We start from the raw sequence: 23299 nt of genomic DNA on the forward strand, positions 1-23299 counted from the left end.
CGGCTACGGCGAGCGCCCGACGGCGTCGTGGAGCACCTGCGCCTGCCCGACCACGTCGTCCACTGGCACAAGGACCGCCGGCTCCTCGCGTTGCGGCGGTTCGAGACGGCATACCGCGGCGCGCCGGTGACCGTCGCGGCGGCCACGTTGCTCGCCGACCAGGCGAAGTTCGACGTCGTGCTCGCCAACGACGCCGACACCCTGCCGCTCGCGCTCGAGCTGGCGCCCTACGGCGGGGTGCACCTGGATCTGCACGAATACGCGCCCCGCCAGAGCGAGGAGTCGTGGCGCTGGCGGCTCTTCGTCGCGCCGTACTACCGCTGGTTGCTGCGTCGCCACGGGCGCGAGGCCGACTCGGCGAGCACGGTGGGGCGCTGGCTGGCGCGGGAGTACCGTCGCGAGTTCGGCCTCACCTGCGCGGTGGTGCCCAACGCCGCGCCGTATGCTGACCGCACGCCGACACCGGTCGGCGCTCCGCTGCGGCTGGTGCACTCCGGGCTCGCGCGTCGGGGCCGCAGCCTGCACGTCATGGTCGACGCGGTGCGCTCCTGCCAGCGCGACGTCACCCTCGACCTCTACCTCATGCCCAACGACCCGACCTATCTGGAGCAGCTGCGGGCCTCGTGCGCCGACCTGCCGCAGATCCGCTTCCACGACCCGGTGCCGCCGGAGCAGCTGGGCGACGCGCTCGCCGCTGCTGACCTGGGCGTCTTCGTGCTGCCGCCGGTCAACTTCAACTACAGGTTCACCCTGCCCAACAAGTTCTTCGACTTCGTCCAGGCACGGTTGGGGATCGTCGTCGGGCCGAGCCCGGAGATGGCCGATCTGGTGCGGCACCACCGGCTGGGGGTGGTGCTCGACGACTTCACCGGCGAGGCGCTCGCCGCCGCGCTCGACGCGCTGAGCGACGCGCAGGTCGCGGACTTCAAGGCGGCCTCAGACACGGCCGCGCGGGAGCTCTCCGCGCAGGAGCAGGTCCGCGGCTGGGTGCGGGCGGTCGACACGCTCGCGGCGCGCGTCGGGGGGTAGCGCAACACGCCAGGGACGACCGGCGGCGGCCCAGGAGCGCCGGCCGGGTGGTGTGCGGATCAGCCCTCGAGAGCCGCGGCGAGGGCCGTGGCGTCGACCGGCTGCCCGTCGAAGGCCGATCCCGTGGTCCGCGCCTCCCACCTCTGCTCGGCGAGATCCGCGACCTCGTCGGAGAGCGGGTAGAAGTAGACGAGCGGCAGCACCTGGTCCAGATGCTCCAGGTAGTAGTCCACGAACTCGCCGACCTCCGCGTCCTGCTCCAGCGCGGAGGTGGAGACGTAGAGGAACAGCGGTCGGGTGAACGGCGCGTAGTCTCCGGACTGGGCGTTCTCCAGCGTCGGGGCGACGCCGTCGATGCTGACGTTGGTGATCTGGTCGCGCTGCTCCCCGTCGGCGGCGAGGTAGTTGCCGACGCCGAGGAAGGCCAACGCCTGCGGGTCGTCGGCGACCCAGCCGGTCAGCTCGGCCATGTCGTCGGTGGCCTCGTAGTCGCCGCGGATAGCGCCCGCCTCACCGCTCGTGCGATACGTGAAGTAGTCGAAGGTGCCGGACCCCTCCGGGCGACCGTAGAGCCCGATCTCCTGCTCCGGCCAGTCGTCGCGCACGTCGCGCCACGTGCGGACCTGCGAGTCCGGCTCCCAGATGGCCCGGAGCTCGTCCGTCGTGAGGTCGGTCGCGAAGGTGTTGTCCTCGTGCCGGATGACGGTCAGCGCGTCCAGGGCGATCGGCACCTCGACGAAGTCGACTCCCTCGTCCTCGCAGGCCGCGATCTGCTCGGTGGTGATCGCGGTCGACGCGTCGTTGATCACCGTCTCACCCGCGCAGAAACGGTCGAAGCCGTCACCGGTGCCCTCCGCGGCGACCTGGATCTCGAAGCGCCCCAGGTCGGCCATCTCCTCAGTGATGGGCGCCACGGTGGAGGAACCAGACACCTGGATGGTGCCGTCGGCGGGCGTGGCAGCGCCGCCATCACCGCTGCAGGCCGCCAGAGAGGCCAGCAGCACGGCCCCAGCCGCGGCGAGGGTCGAACTGCGCCAGTGGGTGTGTGTCGTGCCGCGGCTCATCGGGTCGGGTCCTCGTCCGTCATGGACCCCTCGGGCTCCGGTGCCTGCGGGCCAGGGTCGGAACCCGGCGTGACGTCGGTCGCCGTCGCGCTGCTGCGGTCGGCGCCCCAGCCGAGCTCGCGCAGCGCCTCCTCGAGGAAGGCTCTCACCTCGTCCCAGCGGATCCGGCTGTTGCGCAGGTGCTCCTCGAGCCGGTCGACCTCGAGGTGCTGCAGGGTGTGCAGGCCTTCCTCCTCCCGACGGGCACGGTAGGCCGCGAGCTCGGCGCGCAGGCGGCCGGCCGTCTCCTCGGCCTCGACCAGCATCGCCTCCAGCTCGCGGCCGAGGGCGTCGCTGTCGCGGGGGGTGGATCCGTCGGTGGCGGGCTGCGGGCTGGGGTCGGCGGTCATGGGTCCTCCGTCGGGTGGGCGGGGCGGTCGGGGGTCGCGTGCGCCGCGCGGCGGGCGCGACGCCGGGGCGGGTCAGAAGACCCAGGTGGTGAGGGCGATGAGGAGCAGCGGGAGCACCAGGAAGACGCCGAAGGTCCAGACGACGGCATACATCTTGCGCTCTGCGGAGCGGTCGGCGAGGATCGTCGCCCCGATCCGTGGCAGCGGGCGCAGGAAGGGGAGCCCGAAGATGATGAGCGTCGCCAGCACGTTGAAGAGCAGGTGCACGAAGCTCGCCTGCAGCGCCTTCTCGCCCTCGATGCCGGTGAAGGCGAAGGCCGCGATGAGGGCGGTGATGGTCGTGCCGATGTTGGCGCCGATCGTGAAGGGATAGATCTGCTTCAGCGAGAACGCGCCGGACCCGGCGAGAGGGACCGCTAAGCTCGTCGTGGTCGACGACGACTGGACCATCATCGTGACCATCGCCCCCGAGGCGATGCCGGTGACGGGGCCCCGGCCGATCGCGGCGTGGAGCACCTCCTTGGCCCGGCCGACCATGAGCACCTTCAGCAGCTGGCCGATCTTGTTGATGACGAGCAGGATGAGGCTGATCCCCAGGACGATCAGCACGAGCCCGGTGACGACGTCGGGCAGGCCCGGTAGCTCGACCAGGGCGACGACGAGCGCCGCCAGCGGTTCGATGACGGCAGAGATGGTGTCGCCGATGAAGGTGAAGACCGTGCTCACGATCCCGCCGTCGCCGCCGGCGCTGGCCCCGGCCAACCAGCCCGAGAGCCGGTCGAGCAGACCGAACATCAGCTCCAGGGGCAGCAGGATCGCGACCGCGAGCAGGTTGAAGAAGTCGTGGACCGTCGCGGCTGCGAAGGCGCGGCGGAAGACGTCTTTCTGCCGCGCCATCCCCAGGCTGACGATGGTGTTGGTCATCGTCGTGCCCATGTTGGCGCCCATGAGCATCGGGATGGCGACCTCCATGGGGAGCCACCGGCGACCAGCCCGACGACGACCGAGGTCGTCGTCGACGAGGACTGGGTGAGCGCCGTCGCCAGCAGGCCGATCATCAGGGCGATGAGCGGGTTGTCGGCGAAGGCGAAGAGCTCCTCGGCGCGGTCCCCGGTCGCGGTCTTGAAACCGTCGCCGATGAGACTCACCGCCGTGATGAGCAGGTAGACACCCAGGGCTACCCCGATCCAGTCGCGCCGCTGGGCCGCAGCGCCGGACAGCGGGATGAAGTCGAGTGGACTGCGCGCGGGCAGATCCTCGGACGGTTGCTGCTCGATTCGCTGATCGAGGTGCTCCTCGACGGCGGTCGTCCCGGTGTGGTCGGACATCGTTACCCTCCATGCACGGTGGCCTGGTCCCAGCCGACCGCCCCGCCGCAGACGGGAGGGACACGGCGGGCAAGAGGGTGATGAACGACCGGTGAATGTTGGTGTCAGGGGTGCAGCCGGGCGCCCTCGAGGACCTTGTCGACGCCGTTCTCCGGGCCGTGCACGGCCAGCCCCATCAGGTCCAGGTCGGTCCCCGCGACTGCCTCGACGACCGCGCGGTGGCGGCATCGTGTCCCGTGGCGAATATGTCGTCCAAGTAGACGGCGAGCGGGAGACCACGCCGCACCGCGCGCTCCCGAGCGGCGCGCAGCGTGTGCGCGGACGCCTCGAAGACGAGCACCGGCATACCGAGGATGGCGAGGTAGGTCTGCCCGTCGGCGTCGACATCGTCCTGTCCCACGAGCTCGGGGCAGGCCGCGGCGACGCCTGGCGAACGGCGGCGAGAGCAGGTCGTCGGTCATGCATCCAGGGTGTGAGGGTTGGGTCGGGCCGTCTTGCACGTCCTTGATCCCGGCCGCGCGGTCTCAGCGGTGGGAGCGCTGGTAGCGCAGGGTGCGGAAGTGCCGCGTGAAGTGGGCCTGGTCGGAGAAGCCGGCGTCGACCGCGACCTGCCCGGCGGGCAGACCGGTGAGCAGCAGCCGGCGTGCGTGGTCGCGGCGACCGTGCACATACCGGTGCGGTGGTATGCCGTAGCTCGCCGAGAAGGAGCGCACGAGGTGCGGGACGCTCACCTGTAGCTCGGTCGCCACGGTGGTCAGCAGGTCAGGACCGAGCGGGTCCGCGCGAGGCAGCTCTCGGCGTCGACGAGGTCGTGCCGCAGGAGTGCGTGGTCGAGCCAGGAGATCCCCGACCGGAGGACTGGGTCGCCGAGGAAGGGGCGTCGACCGCGCCCGACCAGCTCCGGGGCGAGCTGGTCCTCGGCGAGGTAGAGCACCCGTTTGGCGAAGCGCCCTCGGTGAGAGCCCGACCGTCGTGGGGGACGTGCGGTGGCAGGACAGTCACTCCCGCGCGCGGCTGCGCCTGGCCCGCACGCCGGTCGAGGGCGTAGCCGATGGCGCCCCGGTCCACGACCAGGACGGTCCACGTGTCGTGGGTGTGCGTCGGGTAGGCGTGGTCCTTCCAGGCGGCGTGGAAGACCTCCTCCGCCCCGCGCAGCCCGGGCCGAAAGGCCCGCACGCGGTCCGGGGCTGGCTCCATCGCTCGATCCTCGGGGCAGCTCAGCAGCCAGCCGCCCGGCCACCATCCAGTGCGTCCAGCACCGCTGCTGCGGCGTGCCCATCGCCGTAGGGCGCGGCCTCGGTGGGCGCGGGGCCCGGGCGGGAGGCAGCCTCGCGCACGGCGGGGCCGGGCTCGGCGAGGACGTTCCAGCCGAGCTGGACCGTCTCGACCCACTCGGTCTCGGTGCGGACGGTCGTGCAGGGGGTGCGCAGGGCGAAGGCCTCCTTCTGCAGGCCGCCGGAGTCGGTGATGACCCCGCGGGCCTGGCTGACCGCGCCGACCAGCTGCGGGTAGGGCAGCGGGTCGCGGGTGGTGAGTGCGCCCCCGTCGAGGTCGAGCCCCTGCTCGGTGGCGCAGGCCCGCAGCCGCGGGTGGGCGAGCAGCATCACCGGGTGATCCACCTGCTGCAGCGCCTCGACGATCGCGCGGAGGCGAGCCGGGTCGTCGGTGTTCTCCGCCCGGTGGATCGTCGCGACGGAGAAGCCGGCCGGCGGCATACCGAGCATGTCGAGGACGGCACCGGTGTCGGTGAGCTCGTCGCGGACCCGCAGCAGGACGTCGATCATGACGTCGCCCACGACGACGGTGCGCATCGCGAGACCCTCGGCCGCGAGGTGGTCGCGCGCACCGCGGTGGGGGCGAGCAGCAGGTCGGCGGCGTGGTCGGTCAGCACCCGGTTGTGCTCCTCCGGCATCCGGCGGTTGAAGGAGCGCAGCCCGGCCTCCAGGTGCGCGATCGGCAGGTGCAGCTTCACCGCCGAGAGCGCCCCGGCGAGCGTGGAGTTGGTGTCGCCGTAGACGAGGACCCAGTCGGGACGGTGCTCCAGCAGCACCTCGTCCAGCGCGGCGAGGATCGCGCCGGTCTGGGCCCCATGCCCGCCCGAGCCGACGCCGAGATGCACGTCGGGGTCGGGGATGCCCAGGTCGGAGAAGAAGACGTCGGAGAGCATCGGGTCGTAGTGCTGACCGGTGTGGACGATGACGTGCTCGACGTCGCGCGCTGCGCACTCACGGGCGATCGGCGCGAGCTTGACGAACTGCGGCCGAGCACCGACGACGGAAAGGACCCTCACCTGAGCGACTCCAGCCACCCTGCGATGGCACGCCGGAAGTCATCCATCACCCGGGGAGCAGCTGCGGCAGCTTCTGCGACGATGGCGATGTCGACGGACTGGCTCACGATCCGTTCCGTGGCCAGCCGGGCTACCGGATCGGCGGGGAGCGACGGATGACCCATGCCATCACCGAGCAGGCCCAGCAGGTCGCTGGTCAGGCCGACGAGGTCACCGCGCGTGCTCCCGGTATCCCAGGCGACGGCGAGATCCACGTCACCGGGGGAGTTGTCGGTGGGCTCCGCGGCGCTGCCGAACAGCACGACCAGAGCGAGCCCGTGCCGCTGAGCAGCGTCGGCGAGCGAGCCGTCAGTGAGCGCCCGACGCAGTCGTGCCAGAGCTGCAGCCCCGTCGCGCGTGTGCGTCATCGACATGGCTGCCAGCCTAGAGCCTGCCCTCGAGGCGTCGCGATAGCGTGGCCCGCGTGCGGGTCCTGGTGGTGACGACGTGGTGGCCGACCTCGTCGTCACCGGCGACCGGCGTCTTCGTCGCGCGTGACGTCGCCGCGCTCGCGACGCGGCACGACGTGCGGGTGCTGCACCTCGTCGCTCCCGGGCTGGCGGGACGACCAGATGCTCGCCCGGACGGCGAGCTCGCGGGGATGGTGCTGACGGAGTCGGTCGTGCCGGTGGAGCAACTGGTCATGGACGTCAAGCGGCCGGATCACGTGCTGCGGGCGGCGCGGCGGGTGCGGGAGCTGTCCAGGGGCGCTGACCTGCTGCACACGATGGCCATCTCGTCGCTGCTGCCGCTGGCGGGCTGGCGGCCCTCGGTGCCGTGGGTGCACACCGAGCACTGGTCCGGGCTGCTGGCTCCGGAGACCTTGACCCCGGCCCTGCGCGTGGCCCGCCGCGCCGTGCGACCGATGCTCGCGCGGCCCGACGTCGTGGCCGTCGTGGGCGAGGAGCTCGCGGCGGGGATGCGCCGCCTGCGCTCCGGCCCCGTCGAGGTGGTCCCCAACATCGTCACCGTGCCGGCCGAGCTGGCTCCCCGGAGACGACCCGACGCCGACCTCGCCGGGCGCGGGGTGCTCGAGATCGTCGGCGTGGGCGGCCTCATACCTCGCAAGGACCCAGTGCGCGCGGTCGAGACGGTCGCCGCCCTGCGGACCCGGGGGATCGCCGCGCGGCTCACCTGGATCGGCGAGGGCCCGCTGCGCGGGGAGGTCGAGCTGCGGGCGGATGCGCTCTACGTGCCGGTGCGGCTGCCCGGCGGGGTCCAACCGGAGGAGGTGCCGGGGCTGCTGGGGGAGAGCGACGTCTTCCTGCTGCCGACGCGCGCGGAGACGTTCTGCCTGGCCGCGGCTGAGGCGCTGGCGGCGGGTCGCCCCGTCGTGGTCGGTGACACCGGCGGGCCGCGGGAGTTCGTCGGTCCGCCCAGTGGGGCGCTGGTCCGCCCCGGTGCGGCGCCGGAGGCGTGGGCCGACGCGGTGGAGCAGGTATGGCGTGACTCCCGAGGCCTCAGTGCTGAGGAGATCTCTGGTCCGGTGGCGCGGCGCTACGGCCCGGAAGGCTATGCCCAGCGGGTGGACGGGATCTATCGGCGGCTCGTGGGGAAGGGCGGAGCGGTGGCCGGTCGTGGGTCAGGCGAGTGCCCTCCCGCTCAGGGCACCCGGGAGCAGCCCCTCGTCGACCTGGTGATCGCGCTGCACTCGGCCGATCGGCAGGTCGGCCGCGCGGTGCGCTCGGTGCTCGACGGCTCACCTGGCGTCGACGTGCGGGTCAGCGTGGTGGCCCACAACCTGGCGTTGAAGGACGCCCGCGCCGCGCTCGGAGGCCTGGCCGACGACTCCCGGGTGCGGGTGCTCGAGCTGGCCGACGGCATACCGAGCCCGAGCGGACCCTTCACCCTCGGTCTGGACGCCGCCACCGCACCCTGGACGGCGATCATGGGGTCCGACGACACGCTGGCCCCGGGGGCGCTCGCCGGGTGGCTGGCGGCGGCCGATGGCCTCGACCCTCAGACGCCGGTCGTCGTCGTGCCGCCGCTGCGTCTGGCGGGGCGACGCGTGCCGACGCCGCCGGTGCGTCCGGTGCGGCGTCTGCGGCCTGGGGGGCTGGATCTCGTGCGCGACCGGCTCAGCTATCGCTCGGCACCGCTCGGGCTGCTCTCGCGCGGCGCGCTCGCGTTGCCGGGCGCGCGGCTGCTCCCTGGTGCGTTCGTCGGGGGCGACGTGCCGATGGTGACCGCGCTGTGGTCGCAGGCGGAGGTCAGGTATGCCGCAGCCGCCCCCGCCTACGAGATCCACGAGGACGCCGGTGACCGGGTGACCTACGACCCGCGGCCGATGGCGCAGCAGCTGGCCAGCGTCGATGCGTTGTGGGACCTGCTTGTCGGCCAGCAGTTGACGGCGACGCAGCGGCGTGCCGTGGCGACGAAGGTGCTGCGGATCCACGTCTTCGGCGCGATCCTCACCCGCGCCGACCCAACCTGGTGGACGCCCGCGGAGCGCGAGGAGCTGGCCCGGGTGACCCGGCGGGTGCTCGCCGAGGCACCCGGCTGCGCCGACCCGCTCAGTGTGGCTGACCACGACCTGCTGGCCGCGATCCTGGACGTCTCGGTGCCGGCGGATCGGATGATCGAGCTGGCCCGGGCCCGGCGCCGGCACGGGCATCCGCGGACGCTGCTGCCGTCGTCGTGGCGGCACGCGCTGCACCCGGAGGCCCCGCTGCGCTTCATGGCTGCCTCGCTGATCGCCTCGCGTCGGTGAGTCACGCCCGCGCTTGAGCGTCGCCTCCACCTGAGTCTCGTCACGCTCGTGCGCCTGGTGGGGACACAGGCGTGGGCGGGAGAACGCCTGTGTCACCAGCAGAGGCACAGGCATAACGCATCGGCCGTCCCGATCGGCGCAGCCCCGGCCAGTGAGGGCATATCGCGCGGCCGGTCACGGCATTCCGCGCGGCCGGTCACGGCATTCCGCGCGGCCGGTCCCGACACCGCGCGGCCGGTCGGTCAGGGGGCCGAGGTGGCGGAGGCGGGGAAACGCTCGTCGAGCCAGGCCACCAGCTCGGTCTCCACCTCGTCGCGGTTGACCTCGTGCAGCACCTCGTGGCGGGCGTCCGGCCAGATCCGGGTGGTCACGTCCTGCAGGCCGACGTCGCGGAACATCGCGGCGACCTCCTCGGTCCCGGCCGCGCCGCCCACGGGGTCGACCTCGCCCGCGACCAGGTGCACCGGCAGGTCCCGCGACATCTGCGCGGCCACCGACGGCTGGCTCACCCACCGCAGCCCGGTGAGCAGGTCGCGGTAGAAGCCGGCGCTCGCGGTCGCCCCGGACAGCGGGTCGGCCTCGTAGGCGTCGACCTGCGCGGTGTCGCGCGACAGCCAGTCCGAGCGGGTGCGGTTGGGGCGGAACTGCGCGTTGTAGGGCCCCATCGTCAGCGCCGTCATGAGGTGGCTCGCCGCGCGCGGCCCGCGCAGCCGCGCCTCGAGCGAGGCGACGGTGAGGCCGAGGTTCCCCAGGAGGCCGGGGGCACCGGCGGTGCCGGAGAGGACCAGCGCGGCGAGCCGCTCGCCGTAGCGTGCGGCGTAGGCGCGGGCCAGGAGCGAGCCCATGCTGTGCCCGAGCAGCACGATGGGCACGCCCGGGAGGTCGGCCTCGATGCGGTCGGTCAGCGCGAGCAGGTCGTCGACGACCGCGGCGAAGCCGCCCTCGTCCGCCAGGTGCCCGAGCACCCCGCGCTCACCCCGCCCCGACACGGTATGCCCGTGGCCCCGGTGGTCGGGCGCGTAGACGGCGTACCCGTGGTCGGTGAGGCGCTGGGCGAGGTGGTCGTAGCGCGCGGCGTGCTCGACCATCCCGTGGGCGATGAGCACGACCGCACGCGGCGCCTCCTCGGGCAGCCAGGTGGTGACGTGCACCGGGGTGCCGTCGGGGGTGCGCAGGACGAAGGAGGAGGCATCGGGCATACCCCCATGATCCCCGATGAGCGGGCGCCGAGCACGGCGGGGAGGCAGCACGCCGGACCCGTATCCTGGGCCGGCAGGGATCGCCGACCAGGACGGGACGCAGGTATGAAGATCGCGGTTGTCGCGATGGGCAAGATCGGGCTGCCGCTCGCGGTGCAGTTCGCCGACGCCGACCCCGCCCACGAGGTGGTGGGGATCGACGTCAACCCCGACACGGTCGCGGCCATCAACGCGGGCCGCGAGCCCTTCCCCGGGGAGGCGCACCTGGCCGACAAGCTCGCGACCCTGGTGCCTGCCGGGCGCCTGCGCGCCACGACCGACTACGCCGACGGCATCCCCGGCGCGGACGCCGTGGTGGTGGTCGTGCCGCTCTTCGTCGACGACGTCACCGGCGCCCCCGACTTCGGCTGGATGGACTCCGCGACACAGAGCCTGGCGCAGCACCTGACCCCAGGCACGCTCATCTCCTACGAGACCACGCTCCCGGTCGGCACCACGCGTGGCCGGTGGAAGCCGATGATCGAGCAGATCAGCGGGCTGACCGAGGGCGACGACGGTGGCTTTCATCTCGTCTTCAGCCCCGAGCGCGTCCTCACCGGCCGCGTCTTCGCCGACCTGCGGCGCTATCCCAAGCTGGTCGGCGGACTCACCGAGGAGGGCACCCGGCGCGCGGTCGACTTCTACGAGGCGGTGCTCACCTTCGACGAGCGCGACGACCTGCCCCGCCCCAACGGCGTCTGGGACATGGGCAGCGCCGAGGCGGCCGAGATGGCCAAGCTCGCCGAGACCACCTATCGCGACGTCAACATCGGCCTCGCCAACCAGTTCGCCCGGTTCGCGGACAGCGCCGGCATCGACGTCCACCGGGTCATCGAGGCGTGCAACTCCCAGCCCTACAGCCACATCCACACACCCGGCATCGCGTCGGCGGCCACTGCATCCCGGTCTACCCACGGCTCTACCTCTCCACCGACGCGGACGCGACCGTCGTCCGCAGCGCCCGCGAGGCCAACGCCGCGATGCCGGAGTATGCCGTCGCCCGCACCGAGGCGCTGCTCGGCTCGCTGGAGGGCCTGCGCGTCCTCGTGCTCGGCGCGTCCTACCGCGGCCGCGTCAAGGAGACCGCCTTCTCCGGGGTCTTCGCCACCGTCGAGGCGTTGCGGGGACGCGGCGCGCAGGTGCTCGTCCACGACCCGATGTATGCCGCTGACGAGCTCGCGGCCCTCGGTTGGGAGCCCTACGCCTGGGTGCCGGGCGAGGCCGGCGACCCGGTGGACGTCGCGATCGTGCAGGCCGACCACCCGGAGTACGCCCAGCTGTCTGCCGCCGACCTTCCCGGGCTTCGGGTGCTGCTCGATGGCCGCCGCGCCACCGACCCCGCCAGGTTCACCGGGGTGCCCCGCCTGACCATCGGCGGGGGCGAGCCGGTCGCGGGATGACGCGCCGTCCCGGGGGCCGGTCGTGGGCGCGCCGCCGATGAGCGAGGGTGTCGGCTGGCTGACGGTGCTGCCGGGGACGCTCGCCCTGGCGGTCCTCTGGGTGCTGCCGGGGTATGCCGTGCTGCGGGCCCTCGGTGCCCGCGGTCTGCTCGCGCTGGGCGCCGCCCCGGCGGTGACGACCGGGATCGCCGGGGTGCTCGCGATCGGCTACGACCTGCTCGGCGTGCCCTGGACGCTGTGGACCTCCGCGCTCGGCGCCCTGCTCGCCGCGGTCGTCGCCGGGCTCGTCGGTGCCGCGCTCGGCACGACGCGCGACCCCAGCGGGGTGACGGTCGCGGGCGAACGGGCGCTGCGGCATACCGACCGCGGCTGGCTCGCCCTCACCTGGCTGCTCGGCGGCGGCGTCCTCGCGGCCACGATGACGACCGGGATGGGCCGGGCGGACCAGCCGCCGCAGGCGTGGGACGCGGTCTTCCACCTCAACGCGCTGTGGTTCGTCCGGGAGACCGGCAACGCGAGCTCGCTGGGCGGGCTGGCGCCGATGTATGCCGAGCAGGCGGCGCCGTTCTACCCAGCCGTGTGGCACGCGCTGGTGGCGATCGCGCCGGGCTTCGCCGGGGTCACCGAGGCGGCCAACGCCTCCTCGCTCGTCCTCGGGTCGGTGATCTGGATCGCCGGCCTCGTGGCCCTGGCGCGGGTGGTCTGGCCGGCCCGCGCCCTGCCGACCGTCCTGACCCCGGTGCTCGCCGCGACCTTCGTGACCTTCCCGGCCGTCGCCGTCTCCATGCTCGCGGTGTGGCCCTTCGCGCTGTCGACCGCGTGCCTTCCGGGCACGATCGCACTGCTCATCGCGACCCTGCGCGGCGTCCTGACCTGGCGGATGCACCTCTCGCTGGCGCTGGGCCTGGCCTGGGCCGTCGCCGGGGTGGTCCTCGCCCACCCCTCCGGCCTGTTCTCGCTGGCGCTGCTGGCCCTCCCGCTCCTGGCGGTCCTGCTCGTGCGTCAGCTGCGGCGGCAGTTCCGCCTCGGGCGGCGGGCGGTCGCGATCGGCGTGGGCGTCGGCGGCGCGCTGGGGGTGCTGGGCGTCGCCGCCTTCCTGCTGACCTTCCCGCCGGTGCTCTCGATCATGGACTACCAGCGCGGCGGGCAGGAGTCCTACCTCCCGGGGATGGGGTCGCTGGCCATCGACCACCCGCTGGTCTACGTCTACAAGATCACCTCGGTCAACCTCGTCGTCACCCTGCTCGTCTGGCTCGGGATCGCCCTCTCGGTGCGGTGGCGCCATGCGCGCTGGCTCGTCGTCTCCCTCGTCGCGGCGGTGGTGCTCACGCTGCTCGCGGCCGGGCCGCCGGAGCAGCCGCTGCGGGTGCTCGCCGGGTTCTGGTACACCCAGGCCTCCCGGATCAACCAGCTCGTGCTCATCCCCGCGATCATGCTGGCCGCGGGCGCGGCGGGTGGCTCTGCGGCCGGCTGACGCGGGTCCTCCGGGTGCGGGTGGAGTGGGTCGCCGCCGGGCTCGTGGTGGCGCTCGTCGTGCTCACCTCGGGGCTGCGCTGGACCAGCCAGGTGCAGGTCATGGCCTCGACCTACACGGCATACCCCATCGCCTGGGGGACGATGCTGGAGCCGGAGGAGATCGCGATGATCGACCGGGCCGCCGACACGCTGCCGCAGGACGCGGTGGTCCTCGGGGAGCCGGTGGCGGGCTCGCCCTACCTGCTGCACCGCGCCGGCGTCGACGTCGTCTTCCCCCAGCTCAGCCCGATCCCCGACAGCCCGGCCCGGACGGTCCTGGAGGAGCGTTTCGATGAGTGGGCGCGCGACCCGGCCGTCTGCGCGGCGGTGCGCGAGCTCGGGGTCACCCACGTGTATGCCGACTCGCTCGACTACTACGACGACCTCAACGCGAAGTACGAGAGCCGCACCCAGGGGCTCTACCTGCTGGACCCCGACGGCGGCAGGGGCAGCGGCGGCGCCGACGAGGCGGGCGCCTGGACGCTCCTGGACGAGGGCGGCCGTGCCTCGATCTGGGAGTTCAGCGGCTGCTCGTGACCATGGCGAGGACCGCCCGCACCTGTGGGTCCTCGTCCTGCGCCAACCTGTCCCGCGCCTGCGCCGGGGTGTTCGGGTGCACCGCCACCCACCGGCGCACCACGGCGACGGCGTCCCCGGCGAGCCGGTCCAGCAGATCCGGGCCGGCCCAGGCGTTGCGCGCCAGGGCGACCCGGACCCGGGTGTCCTCGTCCTCGGCGAGGGCGTGCAGCAGCTCGGCCGGCGCGTGCCGGTGCGCCGCCGCACTGGCCCGGATCCCCGGTCGAGGGTCGCGTGCCAGCGCGGCGAGGCGGCGCACCGTGGACCCGGTCACCTCCGGCGAGCGGAAGGTCGACACCGGCGCCCCGTCGAGGGCGGCCACGTGCAACCGCCGGCGCTGCTCGTCGGTGAGGAAGGTGACGCAGGACATCCCCGCTCCTCAGGAGTCGGCGCGGGTGTTGACCTCGTAGGAGGTGTTGATCGACTCGAAGAAGTTGACCAGCTGCAGGGTGTCGTTGGCCGCGGCCATCCACTTGGCCGGGTTGGCGACGCCGTACTCCGGCTCGAAGCCCAGCTCCTCCAGCCGCCGGTCCGCGAGGTAGCGGACGTAGGTGTTGATGTAGTCGGCGTTGAGCCCGAGGATGCCGTTGGGCAGCATGTCCCGGTTGTAGGCCTCCTCCATCTCCACCGCGTGCAGGATCATCCCGCGGATCTCGTCGGCGAACTCCGGCGTCGCGACGTCCGGGTTCTCCTCGAGCACGGTGAGGATGAGGTTGATGCCGAACTTCAGGTGCAGGCTCTCGTCGCGGACGATCCAGTCGATGAGGGACCCGAAGTTGCGCAGCAGGTTGCGCTGCCGGAAGCTCAGCGCCACCATGAAGCCGGAGTAGAACCAGATGCCCTCGAGGATGACGTTGTAGGCGACCAGGTTGCGGACGAAGTCCTGCTTGCCCTCCGTCGTGGAGATGTCCAGCGTCTGCTCGGTCATCCGCTTGATGAAGCGGACCTCGAACTCCTCCTTCGCGGCCATCGATGGCACGTCGACGTGCGAGTTGTATGCCGCCTCCCGGTCGATGGGGAAGGTCTCCAGCACGTACTCGAAGCTCATGCAGTGGTTGGCCTCCTCCCACATCTGCTTGGCGAGGTAGAGGTGGCACTCGGCCGCGTTGACGTAGGGGTAGACGCCGAAGGCCAGCGCCTTGTTGACCAGCAGCTCGTTGGGGTTGAAGTAGCTCATGAGGAAGGTGAGCGCGTGCCGCTCGTCCTCGCTCATCCGCTCGAAGTCGCCGAGGTCCTCGCCCAGCTGCACCTCGTTGGGGAACCAGGTGTTGGCGACGGCCTGGTCGTAGAGCTCCATGGCCCACGGGTAGGTGACGGGCTTGAGCAGCAGGCCCTCGCGGATGCCGGTGCCGAGGATGCCGTTGCCGGCCTCGGTGCCGTTGCCGGTGGTGGTCGTGTCGAGGGTGTCGGTCATGGGGTCGTCTCCTCCGGGAGGTCTGGTCGGCGGGTGGTCACTGGCAGGAGTCGCACTGCAGGCGCTCCATCGGGTCGATCGGGCACTGCTGGCCGTCGACCTCGTCGACGACAGGCAGCTGCTCGACCTGCGGCGGCGCTCGACGACGGGGGCCGGGGTCGGGGTCGCCGAGGGGCGGGCGGCCGCACCGAAGCCGGAGCGGGCGGGCGCGCTGCCGCTCGCGCCGAAGCCGCGCCGGGCACCGCCACCCCCTCCGCCGGTGGTCGGCTGGGCCGCCTTGTTGACCTTCACCGTCGACTGCTCGGCAGTGTGCCGGGGCATCATGTGCAGGTAGTAGGTCGTCTTGACGCCCATCCGCCACGCGGCGGAGTAGAGCTCGGCCATCGAGCCGACGTCGCGGCTCGCGAGGTAGATGTTGCGGCTGATCGCCTGGTCGATCCATTTCTGGGCGCGGGCGGCCACGTGCAGGAAGGCGTAGGGCGAGAGCTGGAAGCTGGTGCGGTAGATCTCGGTCAGCTCGGCCGGGACCCCCTCCACCTTGGACAGGTCGCCCTGGTGCCGCAGCAGGTCCTCGCGCACCTGCTCCCACAGGCCGAGCTCGCGCAGGTCCTCGACGAGGTTGCGGTTGACCTCGAGGAACTTGCCGGCGCTGGTGGCCCGGCTGAAGATCTGGCTGAACTGCGGGTCCAGCCCCGGCGTGGTGCCCGCGACCAGGCCGATCGAGGCGGTCGGGGCGATGGCCATGAGGGTGGAGTTGCGCATCCCGCCGCGCACCTTCTCGCGCAGCACGTCCCAGTCCATGGTGCTGCTGCGGTCGACCTCGACGGTCAGGCCACGGTCGGCCTCCATGAGCCCGATGGTGTCGACAGGCACCAGGCCCTCGCTCCAGCGCGACCCCTCGAAGGTCGGGTATGCCCCGCGCTCACGGGCGAGGTCGGCGCTGGCGTCGATGGCGTGCCAGGAGACGAACTCCACGAGCCGGTCGATGAGGTCGTAGGCCTCCGTCGAGTCGTAGGACATCCCGAGGCGCTCCACCACGTCGGTGAAGCCCATCACGCCCAGACCGAGCGCCCGGTTGAGCTCGTTGGACCGCTCGGACTCGGGGACCGAGCTGATGGTGATGTCGATGAGGTTGTCCAGCTGGCGGACGGCGAGGCGGGCCGAGTGGGCCAGCCGGTCCCAGTCGATGCTGACCTCGCCCTCGCTGCGCCGTCCGTGGACGTGCCGCGAGAGGTTGATCGAGGCGAGGTTGCAGACCGAGACGTTGTCACGGTCCTGCGGCAGCGTGATCTCGGTGCACAGGTTGGAGGAGTGGATCGTCCCGGTGTTGTTGTTGAGCGCCCGGGTGTTGATCGAGTCCTTCCAGGTCAGCCAGGGGTGGCTGGTGGTCTGCAACGAGACGAGGATGGCCTTCCACTGCTCCCGCGCCCGCAGCTTCTTGTGCCGCAGCGTCCCCGCCTTGGCCTGTGCGACGTAGCCGGCATACCGGGCGGAGAAGTCGGCACCGGTGGCCTCGACCAGGTCCGGGGTCTCCAGCGGGTCGAAGAGGAACCACTCGTCGTCGGCGGCGACCCGCTTCATGAACTCGTCGCTCAGCCACACCGCGGTGTTCGCGGTGCGGGTCCGGCGGTAGGGGTCGCCGGAGTTCTGGCGCAGATCCAGGAAGGCCGGGAAGTCCAGGTGCCAGTTCTCCAGGTAGAAGCACAGCGCGCCGAACTTCTTGCCGCCGCGGCTCACCGCGCGCAGGGTCGAGTCGATGGTGTGCATGAAGGGGATCGGCCCGGTCGAGGAGGTGTTGTTGGAGCGGATCGGGCTGCCCTCGCAGCGCAGCTTGGAGACCGACATCCCGATGCCGCCGGTGCCCTTGGTGAGCCACATGACGTCGCGCACGCTCTTGGCGATGTGCTCGATGTCGTCCTCCATCTGCATGACGAAGCAGTTGGAGAGCTGGCTGTAAGCAGTCCCGGCGTTGACGAGCGTCGACCCGGCAGCGAGGTACTCCAGCCGGGACATCGCGTCGTAGAACTGCAGCGCGGCGGTCGTGGGGTCGGCCTCGTTGAGGGCCAGGCCCATCGCGACGCGCATCCAGAAGAACTGCGGCGTCTCGAGCACGGTCTTCGCCGGGTCGGAGTCGTTGAGGGCATACCGGGTGCGCAGCGTCTGGGCCCCGATGTAGCGCAGCAGGTCATCGCGCGAGGGGTCGAGCGCGTCGGCCAGCACCTCGAGGTCGAAGAGCTCGGTCAGCCGGGGGTCGAGCAGGCCGGTCCGGACGCACGGGCGATGGTCCCGGGGAAGTACTGCCGGTGCTTGGCGGCGATGACCTCGGGGTCGTCCTCGCCGAGCAGGTCGCGGGTGTCGCCGAAGACCGCCTTGTACATCGTCTTGACCAGCAGGCGGGAGGCGATGGTGTCGAATGCCGGGTCGTCCTTGACGTTCTGCAGCGCGACCTGGATGACCGCCTCGTCCAGCTGCTCGCTGGTGATGCCGTCGAAGAGGGTGATCTCCAGCTCGGACTGCAGCTGGGTGGCCCGGACGACCGCGTCGTCCAGGCCGCGGGCCGCCGCCTCGATGGAGCGGGCGATCTCGTGCCCGTCGTAGGGAACTCGGGTGCCGTCGCGCTTGACGACGGTGGTGGTGCTGGCCATCGGTTCACCCCTCGTGAACTCGGTCCTGCTGCGAGAGGCGCCCGCGCCGGAGGAGGGGGAGGGGTATGCCGTGGGTCCCGCGGTCCTCGCGGGTCGCCACTGCCAGCCCCAGACCGTCCCTCGCGGTCACGAGCCACGCGCGCCATCGGGGCGCCCGTGCACTGGCAGGTCTTCGGACTCACGGGCGCCCGGTCGGCTCTCGCCTCCCGGTCCTACTGGTCGCGGCTTCCCACGCCCCCTCAGGGGCGCAGTGCCTGGATGCGACGGTCGTTCCCGTTCACCGCTGCGGGGCAGTCCCGGGTTCTCACCGGGTTCCCTCTTGCGACGACCACGACCCACGGGAGCCCCGTAGACCGCAGCCGAACCAGCTGCGTGCGCCACTATATACAGAAGAATGACACGGATGTAACCCCACATCTTGTGAATCCCACCGAGCGGCGCGTGTGGTGGCCCTCTGCCCACCGAGCGCTGCTGGTGGTGGCCCGCGGCACGCCTGACACACTGACCTGCGTGGAGTTCTACAGCGCCTACGACCAGGGCTTCGCCCGCATCGCCGCCTGCACCCTGCCGGTGGCGCTGGCCGACCCGGCCACCAACGCCGAGCGCACCGTCGCCCAGCTGCGCGAGTGCGACGCCGAGGGGGTCGCCGTCGCGGTCTTCCCCGAGCTCGGGCTGACCGGGTATGCCATCGACGACCTGCTCCTGCAGGACGCCGTCCTGGACGCCACGGTCGACGCGCTGTGGTCGGTGGTCGAGGCGAGCCGCGACCTGCTGCCGGTCGTGGTGGTCGGGGCGCCGCTGCGGCACCGCAACCGGCTCTACAACTGCGCGGTGGTGATCCACCGTGGTGCCATCCTCGGCGTGGCGCCGAAGTCCTACCTGCCGAACTACCGCGAGTTCTACGAGAAGCGGCACTTCGCTGCGGGAGCCGGGACCGACGGCCAGACTATTCGGCTGCCGCGCGCGAGCCACGCGGACGCGGTGGAGGTGCCCTTCGGCCCGGACCTCCTCTTCCGGGCGGTGGACCTGCCCGGGCTGGTCCTGCACGCCGAGGTCTGCGAGGACCTCTGGGTGCCGGTCGCCCCGTCCTCCGAGGCCGCGCTCGCCGGCGCGACGGTGGTCGCCAACCTCTCGGGCAGCCCGATCACGGTCGGCAAGTCGGCGGAGCGGCACGCGCTCGCGGCGCAGGCCAGCTCCCGCCTGCTCTGCGCCTACGCCTACGCGGCGGCGGGGGAGGGGGAGTCCTCGACCGACCTGTCCTGGGACGGGCAGACGATGGTGCACGAGCTGGGCCGGCTGCTCGTGGAGTCCGAGCGCTTCGCGCAGGGCCCGCACCGCAGCGTCGCCGACGTCGACCTCGTGCGGATCCGGGCCGACCGGGCCCGGCAGGGCAGCTTCGACGACAACGCGCTCGCCCTCGGCGACCGGGTCACCCGCTTCCGCACCGTCGACCTCGTGCTCGACCCGCCGCGGACCGACATCGGCCTGCGCCGCACCGTCGACCGCTTCCCCTTCGTCCCGGACGACCCCGCCGACCTCGCGCAGGACTGCTACGAGACCTTCAGCATCCAGGTCACCGCGCTGGCGCAACGCCTCGGCGCCATCGGCGACCCGAAGGTCGTCATCGGGGTCTCCGGCGGCCTGGACTCCACCCACGCCCTCATCGTCGCGGCCCGGGCGATGGACCGAGCCGGGCGCCCGCGCAGCGACATCCTGGCCTTCACGATGCCCGGCTTCGCGACGAGCGACCACACCAAGGACAACGCGACCGAGCTCGCGACCTCGCTCGGCGTGACCTTCGAGGAGATCGACATCCGGCCGATGGCGCGCCAGATGCTCGAGGACCTCGGCCACCCCTTCGCCGACGGCGAGCCGGTCTACGACGTCACCTTCGAGAACGTCCAGGCGGGCCTGCGCACCGACTTCCTCTTCCGCGCGGCCAACCAGCGCGGCGGCATCGTGCTCGGCACCGGCGACCTCTCCGAGCTCGCGCTCGCTGGTGCACCTACGGCGTCGGCGACCAGATGTCGCACTACACCGTCAACTCCGGGCTCGCCAAGACGCTCATCCAGCACGTCATCCGCTGGGTCGTCGAGGAGCAGATGTTCGACGAGGTGACCGGGCGCGTGCTCACCTCGATCCTCGACACCGAGATCACCCCCGAGCTCGTGCCCGCCGGCGAGGACGGGGCGGTCCAGTCCACGCAGGAGAAGATCGGGCCCTACGAGCTGCAGGACTTCACCCTGCACCACGTCATCCGGTTCGGTATGCCGCCCAGCCGGATCGCCTTCCTCGCCTGGCACGCCTGGCGCGACGTGGAGCGCGGCCCGTGGCCGCCCGGCTTCCCGGCGGAGGGCCGCAACGCCTACGACCTGCCCACCATCCGGCGCTGGCTGGTCCTCTTCGTCGAGCGGTTCTTCGCGTTCAGCCAGTTCAAGCGCTCGGCGCTGCCCAACGGGCCCAAGGTGTCCTCGGCGGGCGCGCTCTCGCCCCGGGGCGACTGGCGCGCCCCGTCCGACGCGAACGCCCGGGTCTGGCTGGAGGAGCTCGAGCGGCACGTCCCGCGCGGCTGACGTGCGCCCAGCAGGATCCCTCCGCACGCACCGTTCGTGCCCGCATACCGTGCGGCCGCCGGTCGGTATGCCCGCAGCCGCGCCGGTCGGGCGTGGCGGTTTGACGCATCGTCCATGCCGGGGAATAAGGTTAGGCATAATCCTCGCTTATCGATGAGCAGGCACACCGACCGGGTGCCTGCTCGCATCGTGACCCGACCGAAAGCCGCGCACCCCATGCCGCAGAGCCAGCAGGACGCCCCGCTGATCGTCGAGGGGCCGCTGTCCGACAACGAGCGCCTCAAGCGCGAGAGCGACTACCTCCGCGGCACGATCGCGGAGGACCTGCGCGACCAGATCACCGGTGGCTTCGGGCCGGACAACTTCCAGCTCATCCGGTTCCACGGGATGTACCAGCAGGACGACCGTGACCTGCGGTCCGAGCGATCGCAGCAGAAGCTCGAACCGCTGATCAACGTCATGCTCCGGGCCCGGATGCCCGGCGGGGTCATCACCCCCGAGCAGTGGCTCGTCGTCGAGGACTGGGCGCAGCAGCACACGATGTACGGCTCGGTGCGGCTGACCACGCGGCAGACGTTCCAGTACCACGGCGTGCTCAAGCCGGACATCAAGGACACCCACCAGGCGATCAACGCCGCGGGCATCGACTCGATCGCCACCGCCGGCGACGTCAACCGCAACGTCCTGTGCTCCAGCAACCCGCTGGAGTCCGCGCTGCACGCGGAGGTCTACGACTGGGCCGCGCGCATCTCCGAGCACCTGCTGCCGCGCACCCGGGCCTACATGGAGATCTTCCTCGACGGGGAGAAGGCGAAGAGCACCGAGGAGCCGATCCTCGGGAGCACCTACCTGCCGCGCAAGTTCAAGACCACCGTCTCGCTGCCCCCCAACAACGAGGTCGACGTCCACGCCAACGACCTCAACTTCGTCGGGATCGTCGAGGACGGCGAGCTCGTCGGGTGGAACGTCCTGGTCGGTGGCGGGCTGGCGATGACCCACGGGGACACCGCGACCTACCCGCGCAAGGCCGACGACCTGGGCTTCGTCCCGCTGGAGCACACCCTCGCGGTCGCCGAGCACGTCGTCACCGTCCAGCGCGACTGGGGCAACCGCACCGACCGCAAGAACGCCAAGACGAAGTACACCCTCGACCGCGTCGGGACCGACGTCTTCAAGGCCGAGGTCGAGCGCCGCGCCGGCGTCACCTTCGAGCCCTCCCGGCCGTACGAGTTCACCTCCCGCGGCGACCGCTTCGGCTGGGTCAAGGGACACGACGGCAACTGGCACCTGACGGTCTTCATCCTCAACGGCCGCATCAAGGACCGTCCCGAGGCCCCGATCAAGACCGGGCTGCGACGGATCGCCGAGGTCCATCAGGGCCACTTCCGGCTGACCGCCCACCAGAACCTCATCATCGCCGGCGTGCCCCCGCGGCAGAAGCGCGTGATCGACCGCCTCGCCCGCGAGCACGGCCTCGTCGACGACACCACCACCCCGCAGATGCGCAGCTCGATGGCCTGCGTGTCCTTCCCCACCTGCCCGCTGGCCATGGCGGAGTCCGAGCGCTTCCTGCCCGGCTTCGTGCGGCAGGTCGAGGGGCTCCTGAACAAGCACGGCATACCCGAGGACCACATCGTGCTCCGGGTCTCCGGCTGCCCCAACGGCTGCTCCCGCGCCATGCTCGCCGAGGTGGGTCTGGTCGGCAAGGGCCCGGGGAAGTACAACCTGCACCTCGGCGGCAACCGGATCGGGACCCGGGTGCCCAAGCTCTACCGCGAGAACATCAGCGCCGAGGCCATCCTCGACGAGCTCGACCACCTCATCGGGTCCTGGGTCTCCGGGCGCGAGGAGGGCGAGGGCTTCGGCGACTTCCTCATCCGCACGGGCGTCGTGGCCGAGGTCATCGTCTCCCGCACCGACTTCCATGCATGACCAGCCGAGAGGACGAATCATGACGGCTCTGGCCAGGAACGACGACTGCTGCGCCCCCGCCCCGCTCATGCCGCACGACCTGGACGCCGCGGCGCTCCGGCTCGGCGGCCGCAGCGCCCAGCAGCGCGTCGACTGGGCGATGGACCACCTCCCCGGCGGGTATGCCGTCACCTCCAGCTTCGGCGTCCAGTCCGCGGTCATGCTCCACCTCGTGACCCGCCGGGTCCCGGACATCCCGGTCCTGCTCTTCGACACCGGCTACCTCTTCCCGGAGACCTACCGCTTCGTCGACGAGCTGACCGACCGTCTGGGCCTCAACCTGCACGTCTACCGCTCCCCGATGTCGCCCGCGTGGCAGGAGGCGAGGTTCGGCCGGCTCTGGGAGCAGGGCGTCGACGGGATCACGGAGTACAACCGGATCAACAAGGTCGAGCCGATGCAGCGCGCCATGAACGAGCTCGGCATCAACACCTGGTTCAGCGGGCTGCGCCGCGAGCAGTCCGACGGCCGGGCCGACCGGCAGACCGTCGAGCTGCAGAACGGCCGGGCCAAGGTGCACCCCATCGTCGACTGGAGCAGCCGCGACGTGCACCGCTACCTCACCGAGCACGACCTGCCCTACCACCCCCTCTTCCACGAGGGCTACCTCAGCATCGGCGACACGCACACCACCCGCCGGGCGCAGGACGAGCTGGATGAGGAGGGCACCCGCTTCTTCGGGCTCGTCCGCGAGTGCGGTCTGCACGTGGAGCAGGGCTGACATGACGATCACCAGCACCGTCCCCCAGGGCGCGAGCCCGCTCTCGCCCGACCAGCACCAGCGGTTCTTCGAGCTCGCGGCCTCGCTGTCGCCCATGCAGAAGGTCTGGCTCAGTGGCTACCTCGCCGGCAGCGCCGAGACCGGGGCCCCGGCCGGGGCCGCCCCGGCCGCCGCCGCCGAGCCGGCCACCCTCACCGTGCTCTACGGCTCGCAGACCGGCAACGCCAAGCACGTCGCGGCAGAGATGGCCTCGGCGGCCTCGGCCCGCGGCCTCACCGTCGCGCTGACCGACATGGCCGACTTCAAGCCCACCCAGCTCAAGCACGAGAAGTTCCTCACCGTCGTGGTGTCGACCCAGGGCGAGGGGGATCCCCCGGAGACGGCGGAGAAGATGCAC

14 protein-coding genes, 8 pseudogenes and 1 riboswitch are annotated in these 23299 nt (G+C 71.9%); of the genes and pseudogenes, 8 read left to right on the plus strand and 14 right to left on the minus strand.

The features are described 5' to 3' along the window. Positions 1 to 27 precede the first annotated feature (27 nt). Positions 28 to 1029, plus strand: coding sequence for a glycosyltransferase (locus BJF80_RS12015; RefSeq protein WP_083673647.1), 1002 nt, complete (start codon positions 28 to 30; stop codon positions 1027 to 1029). Between the two features lie 59 nt (positions 1030 to 1088). Here BJF80_RS12015 and BJF80_RS12020 read toward each other — a convergent pair whose 3' ends face one another. The 10 genes and pseudogenes from BJF80_RS12020 to BJF80_RS12050 form a co-directional block, all read right to left on the minus strand. Beyond that, complete coding sequence (locus BJF80_RS12020; RefSeq protein WP_075813914.1) at positions 1089 to 2093, minus strand: PstS family phosphate ABC transporter substrate-binding protein; 1005 nt, start codon at positions 2091 to 2093, stop codon at positions 1089 to 1091. Beyond that, positions 2090 to 2482 carry a hypothetical protein gene (locus tag BJF80_RS12025; protein ID WP_075813916.1) on the minus strand — a complete coding sequence of 131 codons (393 nt, stop codon included), beginning with the start codon at positions 2480 to 2482 and terminating at the stop codon, positions 2090 to 2092. The genes BJF80_RS12020 and BJF80_RS12025 overlap by 4 nt, the downstream gene beginning before the upstream one ends. A 72-nt stretch (positions 2483 to 2554) precedes the next feature. After that, complete coding sequence (locus BJF80_RS12030; RefSeq protein WP_237767585.1) at positions 2555 to 3454, minus strand: Na/Pi symporter; 900 nt, start codon at positions 3452 to 3454, stop codon at positions 2555 to 2557. Further along, positions 3403 to 3810, minus strand: a complete 408-nt coding sequence (locus tag BJF80_RS20320; protein WP_237767598.1) for a Na/Pi cotransporter family protein — start codon at positions 3808 to 3810, stop codon at positions 3403 to 3405. Before BJF80_RS20320 ends, BJF80_RS12030 begins: the two co-directional genes overlap by 52 nt. 104 nt (positions 3811 to 3914) lie before the next feature. After that, positions 3915 to 4210, minus strand: a pseudogene (locus BJF80_RS12035) (DUF2000 family protein). A 124-nt stretch (positions 4211 to 4334) separates the two neighbouring features. Continuing rightward, the gene (locus BJF80_RS20330; protein WP_237767586.1) at positions 4335 to 4541 is read right to left on the minus strand and encodes a helix-turn-helix domain-containing protein; all 207 of its coding nucleotides are present in this window, start codon (positions 4539 to 4541) and stop codon (positions 4335 to 4337) included. A gap of 23 nt (positions 4542 to 4564) precedes the next feature. Next, entirely contained in the window at positions 4565 to 4744 is a 180-nt protein-coding gene (locus tag BJF80_RS20335; protein ID WP_237767600.1) for a hypothetical protein, read from the minus strand. 80 nt (positions 4745 to 4824) lie between these two features. After that, positions 4825 to 5007, minus strand: a pseudogene (locus BJF80_RS20340) (AraC family transcriptional regulator); the annotation flags it as partial. Between the two features lie 20 nt (positions 5008 to 5027). Beyond that, positions 5028 to 6100 (minus strand): annotated as a pseudogene (gene wecB / locus BJF80_RS12045) (non-hydrolyzing UDP-N-acetylglucosamine 2-epimerase). Continuing rightward, complete coding sequence (locus tag BJF80_RS12050) at positions 6097 to 6402, minus strand: hypothetical protein (protein ID WP_143554098.1); 306 nt, start codon at positions 6400 to 6402, stop codon at positions 6097 to 6099. The pseudogene wecB and the gene BJF80_RS12050 overlap by 4 nt, the downstream one beginning before the upstream one ends. Before the next feature lie 161 nt (positions 6403 to 6563). On the opposite strand from BJF80_RS12050, the gene BJF80_RS17860 reads away from it, so the two are divergent. Then, a complete protein-coding gene (locus BJF80_RS17860) occupies positions 6564 to 8849 on the plus strand; it encodes a glycosyltransferase family 4 protein (protein ID WP_143554099.1) in 2286 nt (761 codons plus the stop codon). Between the two features lie 242 nt (positions 8850 to 9091). Here the strand turns inward: BJF80_RS17860 and BJF80_RS12070 are convergent, their stop codons facing one another. Continuing rightward, positions 9092 to 10048, minus strand: coding sequence for an alpha/beta hydrolase (locus tag BJF80_RS12070; RefSeq protein ID WP_075813920.1), 957 nt, complete (start codon positions 10046 to 10048; stop codon positions 9092 to 9094). Between the two features lie 105 nt (positions 10049 to 10153). Between BJF80_RS12070 and BJF80_RS12075 the strand changes: the two are divergent. Beyond that, positions 10154 to 11487 (plus strand): annotated as a pseudogene (locus BJF80_RS12075) (nucleotide sugar dehydrogenase). Between the two features lie 37 nt (positions 11488 to 11524). Then, positions 11525 to 13539, plus strand: a pseudogene (locus BJF80_RS12080) (DUF6541 family protein). On the opposite strand, the gene BJF80_RS12090 reads toward BJF80_RS12080, so the two are convergent. From BJF80_RS12090 to BJF80_RS12100, 3 genes and pseudogenes are all read right to left on the minus strand, one after another. Then, a complete protein-coding gene (locus BJF80_RS12090) occupies positions 13523 to 13948 on the minus strand; it encodes a hypothetical protein (RefSeq protein ID WP_083673650.1) in 426 nt (141 codons plus the stop codon). The pseudogene BJF80_RS12080 and the gene BJF80_RS12090 sit on opposite strands and share 17 nt — an antisense overlap. 9 nt (positions 13949 to 13957) lie before the next feature. Next, a complete protein-coding gene (locus BJF80_RS12095) occupies positions 13958 to 14992 on the minus strand; it encodes a ribonucleotide-diphosphate reductase subunit beta (protein WP_075813926.1) in 1035 nt (344 codons plus the stop codon). Between the two features lie 37 nt (positions 14993 to 15029). After that, positions 15030 to 17637, minus strand: a pseudogene (locus tag BJF80_RS12100) (ribonucleoside-diphosphate reductase subunit alpha). Positions 17638 to 17798: 161 nt separating this feature from the next. Then, positions 17799 to 18005: riboswitch (cobalamin riboswitch) on the minus strand. Positions 18006 to 18147: 142 nt separating this feature from the next. Between BJF80_RS12100 and BJF80_RS12105 the strand changes: the two are divergent. From BJF80_RS12105 to BJF80_RS20880, 4 genes and pseudogenes are all read left to right on the plus strand, one after another. Then, positions 18148 to 20210 (plus strand): annotated as a pseudogene (locus BJF80_RS12105) (NAD(+) synthase). A 153-nt stretch (positions 20211 to 20363) separates the two neighbouring features. Then, positions 20364 to 22142: an assimilatory sulfite reductase (NADPH) hemoprotein subunit gene (gene cysI, locus BJF80_RS12110; RefSeq protein ID WP_237767587.1), complete on the plus strand. Its 1779-nt coding sequence runs from the start codon at positions 20364 to 20366 to the stop codon at positions 22140 to 22142. A 19-nt stretch (positions 22143 to 22161) separates the two neighbouring features. Beyond that, a complete protein-coding gene (locus BJF80_RS12115; RefSeq protein ID WP_028130792.1) occupies positions 22162 to 22902 on the plus strand; it encodes a phosphoadenylyl-sulfate reductase in 741 nt (246 codons plus the stop codon). A gap of 244 nt (positions 22903 to 23146) precedes the next feature. Next, a pseudogene (locus BJF80_RS20880) lies at positions 23147 to 23266 on the plus strand (hypothetical protein); the annotation flags it as partial. Positions 23267 to 23299 lie beyond the last annotated feature (33 nt).

The sequence above is a fragment of the Serinicoccus sp. CUA-874 genome, assembly GCF_001942225.1.
Lineage (GTDB): Bacteria > Actinomycetota > Actinomycetes > Actinomycetales > Dermatophilaceae > Ornithinicoccus > Ornithinicoccus marinus.